The organism is Bacillus sp. FSL K6-3458 (assembly GCF_038005045.1).
Classification (GTDB): domain Bacteria; phylum Bacillota; class Bacilli; order Bacillales; family Bacillaceae; genus Bacillus; species Bacillus altitudinis.
This window is the reverse complement of the sequence record NZ_JBBOSI010000001.1, coordinates 2,615,684-2,631,503: the sequence shown is the minus strand read 5'-3', so window position 1 is coordinate 2,631,503 and position 15,820 is coordinate 2,615,684. Positions and strand designations below refer to the sequence as shown.

Here is a 15,820-nt window from a genome sequence, read left to right as displayed (position 1 = left end):
AAAGCACAGCCGCAGGGGCTGTGCTTTTTATGCTTCAGCAGTTATCGCTTCTAGTTTTTCTTTCAATTGGTTCAGTGTTTTTTTGCTGGATTGAATAAGAGATTTAGGGAAATCTTCGCCTTCTCCATATTCAACACCATGCGGATAATAGTGTTTTCCAAGTAAAGGTGTCAGCAGCTGGATGTGGGCTTTTTTGGAGCCGACATCTCCCTCAGTGGCGTAGCCAGAGATCCGTAAGTAAAACGTCCCCTCTACCATGTTATACTTCCTGTCGTACGTCACACGCTCATAATCCCATTGATCGGCTCGTACAAATCCTTCACTTTCCATAATGAAATCCAATTTATTTAAGTCAGCTGATACCTTTTCAATCCCCGTACCTTCAAACTTCACCCAAAACCCCTCCTTATAAAAATTCCCTTTACTGACAATCATAGTATGAAAGCGTTAAACTTTCAACTGTGAAGGGTATGTTCTTTTATAAGCTGGTTACAGTAATAAAGAAAATAACGGATGGAGGAATCAACGTGAAAACGAAAAAAATCAAAGATATCATGACGAAAAAAGTAGTGACGTTGCAAAAGGACGACAATGCGTATGAAGCGGCAGTCAAAATGAAAGATGCTGACATTGGTGCCATTCCGGTAGTCGACGGAGATCAGCTTGTTGGTATTGTCACAGACCGCGACCTTGTACTTAGAGGTATTGCTGAGAAAAAGCCGAACTCACAAGAGGTTGGTGCCATCATGACGAAGGAAGTTTTGACAGCTGAAGAAGATGCAACCCTAGAAGAAATTGTCCGGTTGATGTCAGAACATCAGCTCCGCCGTATCCCGGTTGTCAAAAACGGGGCACTCACAGGGATCGTAGCCCTTGGGGATTTATCAGTTGAAGATTTATCAAACGATCGTGCAGGTGATGCTCTGACGGAAATCTCTCAACAAGACCAGGATCATGGCCAAGGATTTCTTCATTAGGAGGGGCATATTTTAAATTCGTGTTAAATAGGCTGTATTGTCGTTGATAAATGGAGCAAGTTTTGTTTAAATGACAGTAGAAGGTACTTTTTGTACCTTGCCAATTTAACGGAGGTGTTTATTTGAAAACTGTGCTGAAAACACTCTTCATCCTCCTGATTATATCTGGAACGTACGTTCTGTTTATTCAATATGGATCTTCACCAGAAAAAGAAAACAGCAATGAGCCGAAGGTGTCTAATGAAGAAACATCTAGCGATAAGCCGATCAACATTCCGAAAAAAGGTCTCATGTCCTTTATGGGGAAGTCTTCAAACGAAGTGCTTAAACAGCTAGGGGAACCAGATCGCATTGATCCTTCCGCATATGATTATGACTGGTGGATATACAATCAATCGAAGAAACACTATATTCAAGTAGGGGTAAAGGACAGTAAGGTGGTGACCTTGTTTGCGACAGGGGATGGGCTGAATGTGGAGCCGTTTAAAATCGGTCAAGCCACAAGTGAAGTGTTTAAAAAAACACAAATCGCTCCTTACATTCATGTAGAGGACGAGGGAAATTCATATCGCTTTGAATTCTCAGAAGATGATATGAATACCAGGCCGACGGTGAAAGTGGGAGATGATGTGTATGTCCAGCTCTACATGGATAAGTTTGAAAGCACTCTTTCGAGCATTCGAGCCTTTAATGCAGATACATTTGTCAAACAAAAGCCATATGAAGTCGTTTATCGAGGTCAATTAATTGAACCTGAGGCGATATCAGGCGAAAAGTGGAAGGATATTGAAGCGTCGAGTCAAAAACAAATTTTTGATATGACCAATATTATCCGCCATAAGTACAAACTGCCGACCTTAAAGTGGGACGATGAAACCTCTGAAGTGGCATTCATGCATAGTGAGGACATGAAGGATCATCATTATTTCTCCCATGAATCTAAAAAATACGGCACGCTGAAAGACCGGTTAGAAAGAGGCGAGGTCGCATTTCAGCTTGCGGGGGAAAACATTGCGTATAATTATGTTGATGGCCCTGCAGCTGTAGAAGGTTGGCTGAATAGCGAAGGTCACCGGAAGGCATTGTTAAATCAAGATTACACGCACCTTGGCGTTGGTGTGAAAGAAAAGTATTATACACAAAACTTCATTAAGAAAACGTCTTAATCCTCTAAACAGCTGCGCACAGATGGCGGCTGTTTTTTTATGAAAAGGGCTCACCAAAATAGACCCAGATGTATATAGTATAGTAGGCATTTGTATGGGGGGTGAGGATATGACAAATAAGCAAAAGCAAACATCCATTGATGAATTTAAACAGTTCGTCAGACGCCATCCGAAATTAATTCAAGAAGTGCAGACGCAAGAAAAAAGCTGGCAAAGTTTATACGAGAATTGGGTCATGTTTGGTGAGGAAGATGACATGTGGTCTCCTTACCGGCAAACACAAACGGAAGAAGCAAAAGAAGAAAAAGCCGCTAAGCAAAGTGAACCGGGAAAAGCAGATTTTATGTCTAAAATGGTTTCTGCAGTGAAAAAAATGGACGCTGATCAAATGAATGAACAGATTAATAAAATGAGCCAGTCTATTTCCTCTTTACAAAGCTTACTCGGTCAATTTTCATCAAATGGCTCAAAGAAGGGTTCATCTGGAGGCAGCCAGCACCCATTCTCCTTCAGGAAAGATTAATTGAAAGGGGATGCTTTTGGTGCGGAGAGAAGTACAAGAGTTTGTCATGGCCGAAGAGGATCGAATCAAATTCATCAGGCAGCGCCCACTCTGGTATAGACAGTTAACGCGGCATCCTGAAAATGTCACTTCGTTTGAATTAGATAAAATGAACTTTTACGAAAAAACCATTCCTCATCGTGTGAGCCAGTTGAGCAATAGTGTCCAAATGGCAGAAATGATGATCCAGATGTTCCAAGCAATGCGCAATCAAAATGGAGCCGGGTGAGGCTTTTTTTGAGTTGATTAAGATGTCTATTTCATGAGCATCCTATGAAAGTAGACGAAAGGAGAATCAGAACATGAAATGGATGCTGTCAATTTGCGCATTGCTTTTTCTTCTCACCGGATGTCAAAGTCAACATAATCAAGAGCAAGTAACTAGGCAAGAACCAGCAGTACCAGTCATGCAGCAGACGCAAAGTGAAATGAAGCAGCAAGGCTTTTTAAAATACAAAGTGCAGGGATCTGTTGTGTATATAGAAAGTACACTTCAAGATTTTCACCTTGAACCTTCACCCCTAAAAAAGGATAAGAAGGCTGGGTATTTTACTGTGTATGTAGACGGGAAACGGGCAGGCAATGAGTATACTGCGGCGTTTGTGGTCAAGCACCTTTCAAAAGGAAAGCATAAAATGACCGTTGTGCTAAATTCTCGTCACCCTGAATATAAGCAGAAAAGAGAGACGTGGGATGTATTTGTCACGTAAAAGCATTTTCTGATCCATAGGTTTCGTGGTAAACTATGAATTGGAGGTGCAACATTTATGTATGCGACAATCGAATTCGTGGAGCTCCAAGAGGAAGCAAATCAATTGGCTGCCATGATTCTTCAGTCGGAGGAGGCTGAACATTACCGCAACTGCTTTAAGCGTCTCCAGCAAGACGAAGAAGCCCAACAAATTATTGCCCATTTTACAAAAGTAAAAGAGCAATATGAAGATGTGCAGCGGTTCGGCAAATACCATCCGGACTATAGAACGATCTCAAAAGAAATGCGTGAGGTCAAAAGAAAGCTAGATCTTCACGATACAGTGGTTGATTTCAAAAAAGCAGAAACAGCGATTCAATCCATCTTAGATGAGATTAGTATTGAAATCGGTCAAGCTGTATCAGCATATATTAAAGTTCCAACAGGGAACCCATATTTTGATGGTCTATCATCATGCGGCGGTGGCTGTGGATCAGGAGGCAGCTGTGGCTGTAAAGTATCTTGACGAGACTTGAACGTCTCGTCTTTTACATAATGAACGGAAAGAATTGAAAAGCGGCAGGTGAAAAGATGGATACCAAACGTCAAGGGATGGTCGTTTGGCTGCATTCGTTAAAGCAGTCAAAAGCGCTAAGGAAATTTGGGAATGTTCACTATATTTCAAGGAAAATGAAATATGCAGTGATTTATTGTGATATGAATGATCTTGAGCGCCACATGGCAAAGCTCAGTTCATTGCCATTTGTAAAACGTGTTGAGCCTTCCTATAAACCTTTTATTAAATTAGAGTACGAATCGAAATTGGATAAAGCAAAAGAGTATGATTATAAGGTGGGCTTTTAAAGACACAAAAAAACCCCCGCGGCATCACCCGCGGGGTCCTTCTATTCTTAATGATTCATTAAGGAGAAGGCAAAGGGAGAGGAGAAACCGGAGGAAGAACTTATGGGGAAACGTAAGTCTTCTCCGCGGTTGGCAACAGCACCACATCAGATGCTGTTAACAGTAGTATGACCCTCTCTTTTGTGATCTATACATAGAAAATGAATGGAATTCAGTGCATTGTCCCATGTGGAGTGGATATGGTAAGATAATGTTGAATTTTTTGTCATCAAACAATATTCAATAGATGCAAGCAGAAAAAGTGGTGGAAAAATGAGAGTGATTTCTGGAACAAAAAAAGGCCGCACGCTGAAAGCCGTACCCGGCCAATCAACAAGACCAACAACAGATAAAGTAAAAGAATCCATTTTTAATATGATTGGACCGTATTTTGATGGGGGATGGGCCCTTGATTTATTTGCTGGAAGTGGTGGTTTAGGAATTGAAGCGCTTTCTAGAGGATTCGATCATTGTATATTTGTGGATCGAGATATGAAGGCGATTCAGACGATTAAAGGCAACTTGAATCAATTGTCGCTAATGGATCAAAGTGAAGTGTTTCGAAATGATGCAAACCGTGCACTCGCCGCTGTAGTGAAGCGAGAAGAATCTTTTCAAGCCATCTTCCTTGATCCGCCGTATAAAGATCAAAAGTTGAAAGCACTTCTTGATACGATTGATGAGCATTCCTTATTAGCAGATGATGGCGTCATTGTGTGTGAGCATGATAAAGATGTGACACTGCCAGAGGAAGCAGGACAGCTGCATATCTCAAGGCAGGAAATGTACGGAATGACTGGCATTACGATCTATAGAAAGCGGGGAAATTAAAGCATGGGGAATATAGCCGTTTGTCCGGGTAGCTTCGATCCAGTCACATTGGGCCATTTGGATATTATCAAAAGAGGGGCAAAGATTTTTGATGAAGTATATGTGTGCGTCCTCAATAACTCGTCAAAAAAGCCGTTGTTTACTGTTGAAGAGCGATGTGAACTCATTCGTCAAGCAACAAAGGAGCTACCAAATATCAAAGTGGAATCCTTTCATGGACTGCTCGTTGATTATGCGAAACAAAAAGAGGCGAAAGTCATTTTGCGCGGACTTAGAGCGGTGACGGACTTTGAATACGAGATGCAAGGGACATCAATGAACAAAGTGTTGAATGATGACATTGAAACTTTCTTTATGATGACGAATAATCAATACTCCTTCTTAAGTTCAAGCATTGTTAAAGAAGTAGCGAAATATCATGGATCAGTCAAAGAGCTTGTACCGCAAGAGGTCGAAGCTGCGCTGAAAGAGAAATTTAATGGATGAGTGCATTGTGCACTCATCCATTTTTTAATTTCTGATAATAGAGGGCAATATACACGATCAGACTGAACAAGGTGATGAGAGGACCAGCAGATACAAGCTGATTCCATAACATGCTGCTAAACATCACGACTTGCTCGCTTGTTTCAAATGCCCCTGCTGGAAGCGCCATGTCTGCTTTAGAGACATAAAGGGGTTTGAATAACAAAAAGGCAAAGACGGCTGCGTAAATACCGTGAAGTAAACGGGCGAAGAAAAACGGTTTAAAGCGTATATCGGTTGCTGCCAAAATGCCGGCTACCTGAGCTTGAACGGAGAATCCGCTAAATCCTAAAATAAAGCTGACCACAATTGTTTTAGCGAGCAGGGAAACCTCTTGTGACCCTGTGAGCTGACTTCCTAATGTGATTTCAAATAGACCCGCAATCATGGCTAGATCTAATTCCGGCGGAAGGTGCATCGTTTTCAGTATAGAGCCGATCCCGATAGAGAGAAGATCTGTCACATGAACGACAGCGAGCATTTGACTAAAGACAGAAAATAAAATGATAAAGCCACCAATCATAAAGAGCGTTTGAACAGATGACATGACAGCGTCACTTAATATTTGGCCAAGTGGTCTTTTCTCTGCAAGTCTTGCCGTATGAAGAGCGCTGAATGCTTCTCGAATTGGAGGCAATAAAAATCCTTTTCGGCTTCTGAGGTGCGCATCATGACGTGCTTTATATCCGCGCATTGTCACCCCAACCGCAAGATTTCCTAAATAATGTGCACAGGCTAACACAATGCCTAAAGCTGGGTGATGAAAAAATCCTACAGCCACTGCTCCAAAAATGAACAAAGGGTTTGAAGAATTGGTAAATGACACAAGGCGTTCTGCTTCAATTCTTGTCAGCTGTCCTTCCTGCCGAAGTCTTGTCGTCAATTTAGCGCCAGAAGGAAAACCAGAGGCCATTCCCATCGCCAGAACAAATCCGCCGACACCAGGCACCCGAAAGATAGGCCGCATAAATGGCTCTAATAATACGCCGACAAATCTGACAATCCCGAAACTGATTAATAGCTCGGACAAAATAAAAAAAGGTAGCAGCGATGGAAAAACCACTTCCCACCACATTGCAAGTCCATTTTTCGATGCTTGCAAAGAGGCTTGTGGATGTGTAATCACAGTGGCTGTTAAAAAGATAAAAAAAGCAGCGATGAACAGAGTGTTCCATTTTTTCATGGAGATGTCGCCCCTTGCCGTTATAATCTATTGGCGAGCTCGTGATTAAAGAAAAAGAGATGCTAGCCGAGCCTGTCTTCTATTACTATACGATGAGAAGGGGCATGTTTAGACCTATAGATTCGTATATATGCATAGAAAGAGGAGGGTGGATTCATGAAACGACCGATTATCGGGCTTGCGCTGGGCTCCGGGGGTGCCAGAGGGATGGCGCATATCGGGGTTTTATCTAGTCTTGAGAAACAAGGAATTCAGGTGGATATGATCGCAGGAAGCAGTATTGGTGCTCTTGTGGGGAGCTTTTATGCAGCAGGACAAGACGTAGAAAAAATGAAAAAACTTGCACTTGTCTTCAGAAGAAAGTATTATGCTGACTATACACTGCCAAAAATCGGTCTGTTAAAAGGAAATCGAATTTTGCAGCTGATTCACACGTTTACATATGGGAAGAATATTGAAGAAATGCGCCTGCCTCTTGCGATTGTCGCCTGTGACCTTCAGACAGGGGAGAAGGTTGTGTTCAAAGAAGGGTCTGTCTCACAAGCAGTCAGGGCAAGCATTAGCATTCCGGGTGTGTTTGTTCCGCATGAAATAGGCGGCAGGCAATTGGTGGATGGAGCGGTAGTGGACCGCATTCCTGTTTCTGTTCTCAAAGAAATGGGGGCGGATCTCATTATCGCCTCTGATGTATCAAGGGTGAAAAAAACAGAAAAGGCAACAAGATTATCGGATGTCATTATGCAAAGTTTGGACATCCTTCAAAATGAATTGGTTCGTCACCAAACCATTCATGCAGATCTCATGATTCGGCCGAAGCTCGAGACCTTTAGCTCTAGTGCGTTTACACAGGTTCAAGAAATGATTGAAGCAGGTGAACTCGCCGCCGACCAACTAAAAGGAAAACTGAAAGATGTCATTGATAAATGGGAGTGTTAATCGAATGAAAAAATTAAATATTCGCTGGCTCAGCTTTTTTGCTGTTGTTCTAGTCTTATTTGGCTTAACTTTTGTGAAACTGCCCTATTACGTCACAAAGCCAGGTGATGCCACAGAAATTGCGCCACACATTCAAGTAGACGGAGGATATGGCGAGAAGGGCAGCTTTTCTCTTATGACCATTAAAGTAGGTCCAGCCAATCCATATACGTATTTGCTTGCAAAAATGAACAAGTATGACGAAATCGTTCCAGAAGAAAATATTAAAGCGGACGGAGAGTCTGATGAGGATTATATGAAACGGCAGCTGCAGCTCATGAAAAGTTCTCAAGAAAATGCGATGATTGCCGCTTATACAAAAGCAGGGAAAAAAGTAGATTATACGTTTAATGGGGTATATGCGAGCTATGTGATGAAAGGAATGCCTGCATATGGGAAGATTGAAGTGGGCGATAAGATCAAAAGCGTCGACGGCCATACATATGAGTCAGCAGATAAAATGGTTTCGTATATCAGCAGTAAAAAAGCAGGCACGACTGTCCGTTTTGTACTTGAACGTAATGGCAAAGAAATCACGCAGAACGTGACGTTAAAACCATTTAAAGAAGAGCCAAAACGAGTGGGAATTGGCGTATCATTATTTACAGACCGTCATGTGAAAGTGTCTCCTTCTGTGAAAGTGGATATTGAAAACATCGGCGGTCCATCGGCTGGTTTAATGATGTCACTTGAAATTTACAATCAGCTGACAAAAGAAGATGAAACACATGGCTATGCGATCGCAGGAACTGGAACGATTGATGCAGATGGTACAGTCGGACCGATTGGCGGAATTGATCAAAAGGTTGTTGCAGCAGACAAAGCAGGAAAAGACATCTTCTTTGCACCGAATGATAAAGGTGACCCAAACTCTGATTACAAAAATGCAGTCAAAACAGCAAAAGATATTAAAAGTGATATGAAAATCGTTCCTGTGGATACCATGCAGGACGCACTAAACTATTTAAACAAATTAAAAGAGAAAGCATCATAAAAAAGAGCAGCCTGCAATCAGGCTGCTCAGATTGTTGACAAAGGGCTAAAATGAACTTTATTTTAGCCCTTTGTCTTCTTTTCAGCGTGATAGAAAACCTTTGCAGTCTAGAAAGGACGAGTACTGGCGCGGAGCGAATTTCACATTCGTGAGCACCAGCACGCAGGACTGACAAAGAATGCGAGGGTTTGTCTACACGCTGAGCAGCCTGCAATCAGGCTGCTTTTTTCTATCGAGATGAAAAGAGTCCGCTCTCTTCATCATATCGAATCGGTGATGTTTTAAACTCTGCTTTTGTTAATTCTGTTTGCATGGGTTCAGAGATGGGAAGGCTAAACACCCTTGAAGCGCGAATATCAAGATCAAGGGCGGGATGTGAAAAGGAAGACAGTTTACTCACAAGTGGTACATCCAACTCTTTTTTTACAAGAGACAAGTACTGTTGTCCTTTCCTTGTCATTCCAAGTAAACGAATATAGGGCGCTTTTTTCTCTTCAAGCAGCTCGTGCATCGTCTTTTTCTTCACGTTCATTAATAGATGCGTATTCATCCGCTGTAACCTTGTCCACGTATATCGTTTTGTTTTGACAAGTGATAGATACTCCTCGTAGGAAGATGCATGTGTTATGGCTTTTTGCATGCGGTGTTCAATGCCTTCTTCAATTTCATAGATGCCCTCTAGTTCACTCGTATCCATTGTATGAAAAACGTGTTTCAGAAAGCGAAAATAGGCTTCTTGCGTATGTAAAAGACCATATGAAGAATGATAGTCGTGTAATTGCTTTAAAGTAGCGTCGGGGAGGTAGGGCGTGACTTCTTGAAATGAGCTCTGTTCTTTTAATGCTTTTCGGATACTTGTGGCGCTTGCGATTTTTTGGTTGTCAGGCAGTTCTTCATCATGATAATCAGATGCAATTCTTTGAGACGTAAAAGGCTGCATGTGTGGAGCTCTCTCTAAGATGGCTTTAACATAATGAAAGCCTAAAATGTTATTTGGTTTGGACAAATCCAGTAAGTGTTCAGAATGAATGGCCTCTTGAAACGCACTTGCTGCTGCTGCGGGATAACTAAGACCTTCTTTCACCTTTTCTTTTGTTAAAAGATCAATCTCTGCCTTTTTTTCATGCCAAGCGTGTGCTGTGCGCTCAAATGCGTTGATTTCTCCATCCTCACTGCCGAAAAAAAGAGAATGGCATTTTAATGCATCGAGGATGGACACAGCGCCATTGGCGAAGGTTTCTGCCTTTTGTACGGCATATATGTATGGAAGCTCACACACAATGTCTACACCGTTTTGCAGTGCCATTTTTGTACGTGCCCATTTTGAGACGATGGCAGGCTCCCCGCGCTGGAGGAAAGAACCGCTCATAACGGCAATGGCAACATCTGAGGAGGTTTGTTTTTTCGCCTGATTCACATGATAGGCATGCCCATAATGAAATGGATTGTACTCGACAACGACTCCCACTGCTTTCAATAGATGTTCCGCCTTTCTTGCTATGGTTAAATGGTCTGTGCTACAGTAGCATAAGGGAAAAATGAAGACCATTTTTTTCAGTGTAGGCATTCCGAGAACTGATGTCAAACAGCCCTTTGACATCATGAAGGACTGTAAAGAAAAAATATTGACAAATAGCATGATGAAAGCTATAATCATGTTTGTTGCTCTTAGAGGTGATACAATTGAAATGGACAGTTTATCAGTTACATCAAAAAGCTAAAAACAGCTTCGATTTTCATGAGACGGTTGACTTAAATGAACTTACTAGCCTTCATTCAGATATACGTCGTATTTCACCAGTAGAGGTGAAAGGGACTGGAGTGATCGAATCAAAGCAAGTCGCATTTGATTTAACCATCACAGGTGAAATGACATTGCCTTGTTCAAGAACGCTTGTTGATGTAAATTATCCATTTGCGATTTCAACAAAAGAACTATTTGTACTTCATAAGACAGACGACATAGAAGATGAAGACGTTTCTATTGTAGAAGACGATATCATCGACTTAACGCCTATAGTCAAGGAAGAAATTCTTCTTGAAGTGCCTATGCAAATCTTTTGCGACCAAGCTGACGTAAAAGGTGCTGCACCACAGGAAGGGAATGACTGGGCGGTCATTTCGGAAGATGCACATCAAAACCGAATTGATCCTCGTCTAGAAGGCTTGAAAAAGCTCTTAGAAGAAAATAATGAATCTTAACTCTTTAAGGAGGTGGGAATAATGGCTGTACCTTTTAGAAGAACTTCTAAAATGAAAAAAAGATTGCGTCGTACGCATTTCAAACTACAAGTACCTGGTATGGTAGCTTGCCCAGAATGCGGTGAAATGAAAATTTCTCATCGTGTCTGCAAATCTTGCGGAACATACAAAGGCAAAGACGTAAAAAGCAACTAATGCTTGATAAAAAAACGTGAGGGAATCTTCCCTTGCGTTTTTTTATTGATCTATTTTTTAGGTTTCTCTCCTGCAAATAGTCTATCTACTCTAGTAAGCGCATATGATGTGGTATTCAGATTCAGGGGGGATGATGAGTTGACGATTACACGGCAGGACGCATGGACACAAGATGAAGATTTACTTTTAGCAGAAGTTGTCTTAAGGCATATCCGAGATGGAGGTACCCAGCTTTCAGCATTTGAAGAGGTTGGAAAAGCATTGTCAAGAACAGCAGCAGCATGTGGATTCAGGTGGAATTCTTACGTCAGAAAGCAGTATCAGGCAGGCATTGAGCTTGCCAAAAAACAGCGAAAAGAACTGCGTAAAAAAATTGGTATCCATTCTTCGGGTTTACCGCAGCATGCGTTCACCATAGAAGAGAAGGCATCTTCTGATCAGACTGAACTGACGCTTCGAGAAGTAATTCGGTTTCTAGAGCAGCTTGAGAAAGAACCATCTGGTCCAGCTTATTTACGGGAGGAGCTTAAAGATGCACAGCATCAATTAAAATCACTCACCGAAGAAAATGAACAGCTGAAACGTCAATTAAAAATGACAGAAGAAGATTACCGGGCACTTATTGGTATTGTTGAAAGAGTCAAACAGAATATCAGCTTAAAAGATTACGCAAAATAAGAAAACGCCCCTCACAGATGGAAAGAGGGGCGTTTTCTTAATGATTAAAATGATTAAGCGGACTCACCTGTGTTCTTTTGAATATGTGCAGGCTCCCAAATGAGTGGGTTTTCTCCTTTATCGCGTTCCATATCATATTTCACCGCTTCAAAGCCCATTTTATCCCAAAAACCGGCAGATTTGACGCGTGGATTCGTTCGAATTGGAAGGCCAAAAGATTTTGCGAAATCAACAAGTGCTTCGCCGTATCCTTTACGCTGATATCCTGGCAGCACTTCTAGCTTCCACAGCTCTAGATAATCATGATTATGGTCAAAATACGTCGTCGTCGAGCCATCTACTTGATAGAGGCTCATACGTGCCACAAGCTTATCTCCAAAGTAAATCCCATAAAATGGAGAGTTGCTGTCATTTTCAATCATATTACTTTCTAGGTCTTCAAGCATGGAAAGTTCTTGTATGCCATATTCCTTAAATTGTTTAAATTCCTCTAATGTTTTGTAGTTAATCAGAAGACGTTTTACTTGTGTCATGTGATCTTCCCCCTTACACACATAATGTCGACAGTGATGTCATTGAAGGCGTTTTCATCCCATCCGCCTAAAAAAGTTTTTACACTTATTATTATAGTTTTTTAATTAAAAAAATTCAATCATAGCGCGTTATCTGCTTTTTGCATCGTAGCACGAAACTGGTAAAATAGTTGATAACATGAAGTAAACAGAAAAAGGGAAGTGCGGCAATTGAAAATTGGAATCATTGGCGGTGGTGCGATTGGTCTGCTTTGTGCCAGTTATTTATCAGAACATCATGACATCACCGTCTTTACAAGAAGGAAACAGCAGGCAGAAGAAATTCGAGCATTAGGCATTGAACGAATGGTAAGAGGGGAAACCATTGAATCAGCTGTTGGGGCCGATACGGGAGTCAAAGGAATATTTGATTTGCTGATTGTGACAGTGAAGTATCATCATCTGCAAGATGTTCTAGGGGAATTATCGGGACTGCCTCGTCATCGGATCTTATTTTTGCAGAACGGAATGGCCCACCTCGTCGATTTAAAGAACTGGAAAACGGCGCATCAGTTATATATTGGTGTAGTAGAGCATGGTGCAATGAAGGTGTCTGATCGCGCAGTAAACCATACAGGAATTGGTGTCATCAAGTGGGGAGCATTTCTGCATGAGGAAAAAGAACCTATGGGTAGTGAACTGTCAACGTGCGATTTTCAAATGGTTTATACAGATGAATGGAAGAAAGTACTGGAGGAAAAGCTGCTCGTCAATGTGTGTATTAATCCGTTGACGGCTTTATTACATGTGAATAATGGGGAATTGGTATCGAACCCGTCATATGAACATATGATGACATGTGCATTTGAAGAAGCGGTTTCCATTCTAAGGTTGCCTGAGAAAGATCATCTATGGGCTCATGTGAAATCAATTTGCCATCAAACGGCTGCCAATCAATCGTCAATGCTACAAGATATCGTCAAAGGCCGCCAAACTGAAAGAAAAGCAATCATTGGCTACCTTTTAAAAAAAGCTCAAGGTCAAGGGATGACGCCGCCATTCCTCACTTTCTTGAATAGAAGCTTGGAAGTATTGGAAAAAAAGCAAACAAAATCTTTTGAGTGAGCTCATTTACATGCTATACTTTTTTCGGGAAACTAACTATTTATTGAAGAAAGGAAGTTCTAAACATGCAATTGACTGAACTTTCCATCCGAAGTCAGAATTTATTCATACGTGATTATATAGAAGAAAAAAAAGAGATGACTGCTTTTTTTGATTATGATATACATTCTGAGCACACATGGAAAAAGAGATACGACGATCTCATGGAAAGGAGCTTCCCGCGCGAGGCTTTAGCGGATTATATGAGCGCATATCATGCAAAATTTGATTCGGCTGCCATGCGTGAGAATATTGAGAAGATCCGTGATGAACGGAGCGTCATGGTGGTTGGAGGACAGCAGGCAGGCCTCTTAACAGGTCCGCTTTATACCATACATAAAATCATTTCCATTATTCAGTTTGCCAAAGAAAAAGAATCAGAGCTTGGCATTCCTGTTATTCCGGTCTTTTGGGTAGCGGGTGAAGATCACGACGTAGACGAAATTAACTTTGTGTACACGTCTGGCGAAAAAGGCCCAGTCAAACAAAAGCTTCCATTACATCATGTGAAAAAAACAGCTGCGAAAAGAACACCTCTCCACCAAGAGAAAACAGAGAGATGGCTTCGTGATGTATTTTCAACCTATGAGGAATCTGCTTACACAAATGACTTGTTTGATCAGCTTCTTCGATGTTTACGCAAATCAGAAACGTTTACTGATTTCTTTGAGTGGATTGTTTGCGATCTATTTGAAGAAGATGGACTGCTGTTATTGAATTCAGGAGACTTCGGCGTGAAGCCACTTGAACGTACATTATTCAAGCAAATTGTGGAGTCGAGTGATGCGATCGTGGCTCACTTAAATAACACGCAGGCTGCCATGGAACAAGCGGGGTATCAGCCGATTATTGAAGCTGGTGACCATCAAGCCAACTTGTTTTACGAATATGATGATGAGCGTTTCCTCATTGAACAAGAGAATGGCCAATTTTCTATATCTGAAGTGGGGCTTACTTGGACAAAAGATGAGCTTTTGCAGGAAGTCGAGGAGCACCCAGAGCGGTTTAGCAATAATGTGGTGACACGTCCATTGATGCAGGAAACCCTTCTTCCAACGCTTGCTTTTATGGCTGGACACGGTGAAGTGAATTATTGGGGTGAGCTGAAAGGCATCTTCGAGTACTTCGATGTCAAAATGGCACCCGTTCTTCCAAGATTGCACGTCACCATTCTTGAAAGGCATATTGATAAGAAGCTGCCGATAAGAGAATTGTCGGTTGAAGAAGTGCTGACAAAAGGCGTGAAAGAAAAGAAGGATGCGCACTTTCAGCACAGTCTTCCAGACAGCTTCGTTCAATCGGTTCAACATGCCAAACGTGAATTAGCGAATGTTCACGAGGCCATGAGACAAGAAGCGCTAGAGATCGAACCAAGCTTTGAACAGCTATTAGATAAAAATGCCAAATTTATAGAAGACCAGCTTCAATTTGTTTATCAAAAGGTTGCAAAGCGTGTGGAAGAGAAGGAAGGATACATCCTTCGAGATTTTGAACGGATTGAAAATAGTTTAAAACCACTCGAAGCACCACAAGAAAGAATTTGGAATATCATGTACTTTTTAAACAAATATGGTCCAGAATTCTTCAAAACGTTCAAAAATCTGCCATTTTCATTTCAAAACAAGCAACAAATTGTCAAACTTTGAAATAAAGTTTTAATGAACCCTGACTAGTTCAGGGTTTTTTTTTATGTAGAAACAGTGTAAAATAAGTTTTGTGGAGAGAAGTGGTGGATAGTGGAGAGTATAGGTGAGAAAGTGGGGCTCTGATGATCATGTTCATGGGTGAATACCAACATACGATTGATACAAAAGGGCGCATGATCATCCCTGCTAAATTTAGAGACGGTCTCGGAGAACAGTTTGTGCTGACGAGAGGGCTTGATCAATGTTTATTTGGCTACCCTATGAGTGAGTGGAAACTAATTGAAGAGAAACTCAAAGCACTGCCGCTAACGAAAAAAGATGCACGTGCGTTTACCCGGTTCTTCTTCTCCGGCGCAGTTGAATGTGATCTGGACAAGCAGGGGCGCATTAACATCGCATCCAACCTACTCCAATATGCAAAACTCGAAAAAGAATGTGTGGTCATCGGCGTTTCAAATCGAATTGAGTTGTGGAGTAAGTCGATCTGGGAACAATATACAGAAGAGCAAGAAGATTCTTTTGCTGAAATTGCTGAAAACATGATTGGATTTGATATATAATAATCCCTTGTGCAGCAAGCTTTCTACACATTCATTTCTATTTGAAAAAGGTGGGA

General features: G+C 41.5%; 21 protein-coding genes. 17 read left to right on the top strand and 4 right to left on the bottom strand.

The genetic code is table 11. The annotated features are described in order from the left end of the window. Positions 1-27: 27 nt before the first annotated feature. Complete coding sequence (locus MHH23_RS13900; protein WP_008345035.1) at positions 28-393, bottom strand: YugN family protein; 366 nt, start codon at positions 391-393, stop codon at positions 28-30. A gap of 161 nt (positions 394-554) precedes the next feature. Between MHH23_RS13900 and MHH23_RS13895 the strand changes: the two genes are divergently transcribed. From MHH23_RS13895 to coaD, 9 genes are all read left to right on the top strand, one after another. Then, the gene (locus tag MHH23_RS13895) at positions 555-977 is read left to right on the top strand and encodes a CBS domain-containing protein (protein WP_034646433.1); all 423 of its coding nucleotides are present in this window, start codon (positions 555-557) and stop codon (positions 975-977) included. Between the two features lie 122 nt (positions 978-1,099). Beyond that, positions 1,100-2,143: a CAP domain-containing protein gene (locus MHH23_RS13890; protein WP_008345031.1), complete on the top strand. Its 1,044-nt coding sequence runs from the start codon at positions 1,100-1,102 to the stop codon at positions 2,141-2,143. 109 nt (positions 2,144-2,252) lie between these two features. Then, on the top strand, positions 2,253-2,666 hold the full coding sequence (locus MHH23_RS13885; RefSeq protein ID WP_024720298.1) for a YlbD family protein: 414 nt from the start codon (positions 2,253-2,255) through the stop codon (positions 2,664-2,666). 19 nt (positions 2,667-2,685) lie between these two features. Then, complete coding sequence (locus tag MHH23_RS13880; protein WP_017359376.1) at positions 2,686-2,934, top strand: YlbE-like family protein; 249 nt, start codon at positions 2,686-2,688, stop codon at positions 2,932-2,934. Between the two features lie 73 nt (positions 2,935-3,007). Continuing rightward, positions 3,008-3,415 (top strand): hypothetical protein, encoded by a 408-nt coding sequence (locus tag MHH23_RS13875; RefSeq protein ID WP_340959682.1) that lies wholly within the window; start codon positions 3,008-3,010, stop codon positions 3,413-3,415. 57 nt (positions 3,416-3,472) lie between these two features. Continuing rightward, positions 3,473-3,922 carry a YlbF family regulator gene (locus tag MHH23_RS13870; RefSeq protein WP_017359375.1) on the top strand — a complete coding sequence of 150 codons (450 nt, stop codon included), beginning with the start codon at positions 3,473-3,475 and terminating at the stop codon, positions 3,920-3,922. A 65-nt stretch (positions 3,923-3,987) separates the two neighbouring features. Further along, a complete protein-coding gene (locus tag MHH23_RS13865; protein ID WP_008345023.1) occupies positions 3,988-4,260 on the top strand; it encodes a YlbG family protein in 273 nt (90 codons plus the stop codon). Positions 4,261-4,572: 312 nt separating this feature from the next. Beyond that, positions 4,573-5,130: a 16S rRNA (guanine(966)-N(2))-methyltransferase RsmD gene (rsmD, locus tag MHH23_RS13860; protein ID WP_007499805.1), complete on the top strand. Its 558-nt coding sequence runs from the start codon at positions 4,573-4,575 to the stop codon at positions 5,128-5,130. A gap of 3 nt (positions 5,131-5,133) precedes the next feature. After that, on the top strand, positions 5,134-5,616 hold the full coding sequence (coaD, locus tag MHH23_RS13855; RefSeq protein WP_007499803.1) for a pantetheine-phosphate adenylyltransferase: 483 nt from the start codon (positions 5,134-5,136) through the stop codon (positions 5,614-5,616). A 13-nt stretch (positions 5,617-5,629) separates the two neighbouring features. Here the strand turns inward: coaD and ylbJ are convergent, their stop codons facing one another. Then, the gene (gene ylbJ / locus MHH23_RS13850) at positions 5,630-6,838 is read right to left on the bottom strand and encodes a sporulation integral membrane protein YlbJ (protein ID WP_278193016.1); all 1,209 of its coding nucleotides are present in this window, start codon (positions 6,836-6,838) and stop codon (positions 5,630-5,632) included. 156 nt (positions 6,839-6,994) lie between these two features. Here ylbJ and MHH23_RS13845 point away from each other — a divergent pair, with 156 nt between their 5' ends. After that, a complete protein-coding gene (locus MHH23_RS13845) occupies positions 6,995-7,774 on the top strand; it encodes a patatin-like phospholipase family protein (protein WP_340959679.1) in 780 nt (259 codons plus the stop codon). A 4-nt stretch (positions 7,775-7,778) separates the two neighbouring features. After that, positions 7,779-8,807, top strand: a complete 1,029-nt coding sequence (locus MHH23_RS13840; protein WP_017359372.1) for a SepM family pheromone-processing serine protease — start codon at positions 7,779-7,781, stop codon at positions 8,805-8,807. Positions 8,808-9,036: 229 nt separating this feature from the next. Here the strand turns inward: MHH23_RS13840 and MHH23_RS13835 are convergent, their stop codons facing one another. After that, entirely contained in the window at positions 9,037-10,284 is a 1,248-nt protein-coding gene (locus MHH23_RS13835) for a nucleotidyltransferase (protein ID WP_445285660.1), read from the bottom strand. A gap of 206 nt (positions 10,285-10,490) precedes the next feature. On the opposite strand from MHH23_RS13835, the gene MHH23_RS13830 reads away from it, so the two are divergent. From MHH23_RS13830 to gerR, 3 genes are all read left to right on the top strand, one after another. Then, positions 10,491-11,009, top strand: a complete 519-nt coding sequence (locus MHH23_RS13830) for a YceD family protein (RefSeq protein WP_045034234.1) — start codon at positions 10,491-10,493, stop codon at positions 11,007-11,009. Positions 11,010-11,030: 21 nt separating this feature from the next. Further along, complete coding sequence (rpmF, locus tag MHH23_RS13825; protein ID WP_008354700.1) at positions 11,031-11,204, top strand: 50S ribosomal protein L32; 174 nt, start codon at positions 11,031-11,033, stop codon at positions 11,202-11,204. 138 nt (positions 11,205-11,342) lie between these two features. After that, positions 11,343-11,882 carry a sporulation-specific transcriptional regulator GerR gene (gene gerR / locus MHH23_RS13820; protein WP_017359370.1) on the top strand — a complete coding sequence of 180 codons (540 nt, stop codon included), beginning with the start codon at positions 11,343-11,345 and terminating at the stop codon, positions 11,880-11,882. Between the two features lie 53 nt (positions 11,883-11,935). Here the strand turns inward: gerR and MHH23_RS13815 are convergent, their stop codons facing one another. Further along, entirely contained in the window at positions 11,936-12,415 is a 480-nt protein-coding gene (locus MHH23_RS13815) for an N-acetyltransferase (RefSeq protein WP_007499784.1), read from the bottom strand. Between the two features lie 210 nt (positions 12,416-12,625). On the opposite strand from MHH23_RS13815, the gene MHH23_RS13810 reads away from it, so the two are divergent. The 3 genes from MHH23_RS13810 (at position 12,626) to mraZ (ending at position 15,764) form a co-directional block, all read left to right on the top strand. Next, a complete protein-coding gene (locus MHH23_RS13810; RefSeq protein WP_340959674.1) occupies positions 12,626-13,519 on the top strand; it encodes a 2-dehydropantoate 2-reductase in 894 nt (297 codons plus the stop codon). Between the two features lie 65 nt (positions 13,520-13,584). Continuing rightward, positions 13,585-15,204 (top strand): bacillithiol biosynthesis cysteine-adding enzyme BshC, encoded by a 1,620-nt coding sequence (bshC, locus tag MHH23_RS13805; RefSeq protein ID WP_335364587.1) that lies wholly within the window; start codon positions 13,585-13,587, stop codon positions 15,202-15,204. 128 nt (positions 15,205-15,332) lie between these two features. After that, positions 15,333-15,764: a division/cell wall cluster transcriptional repressor MraZ gene (gene mraZ / locus MHH23_RS13800; RefSeq protein ID WP_003211163.1), complete on the top strand. Its 432-nt coding sequence runs from the start codon at positions 15,333-15,335 to the stop codon at positions 15,762-15,764. Positions 15,765-15,820: the final 56 nt, after the last annotated feature.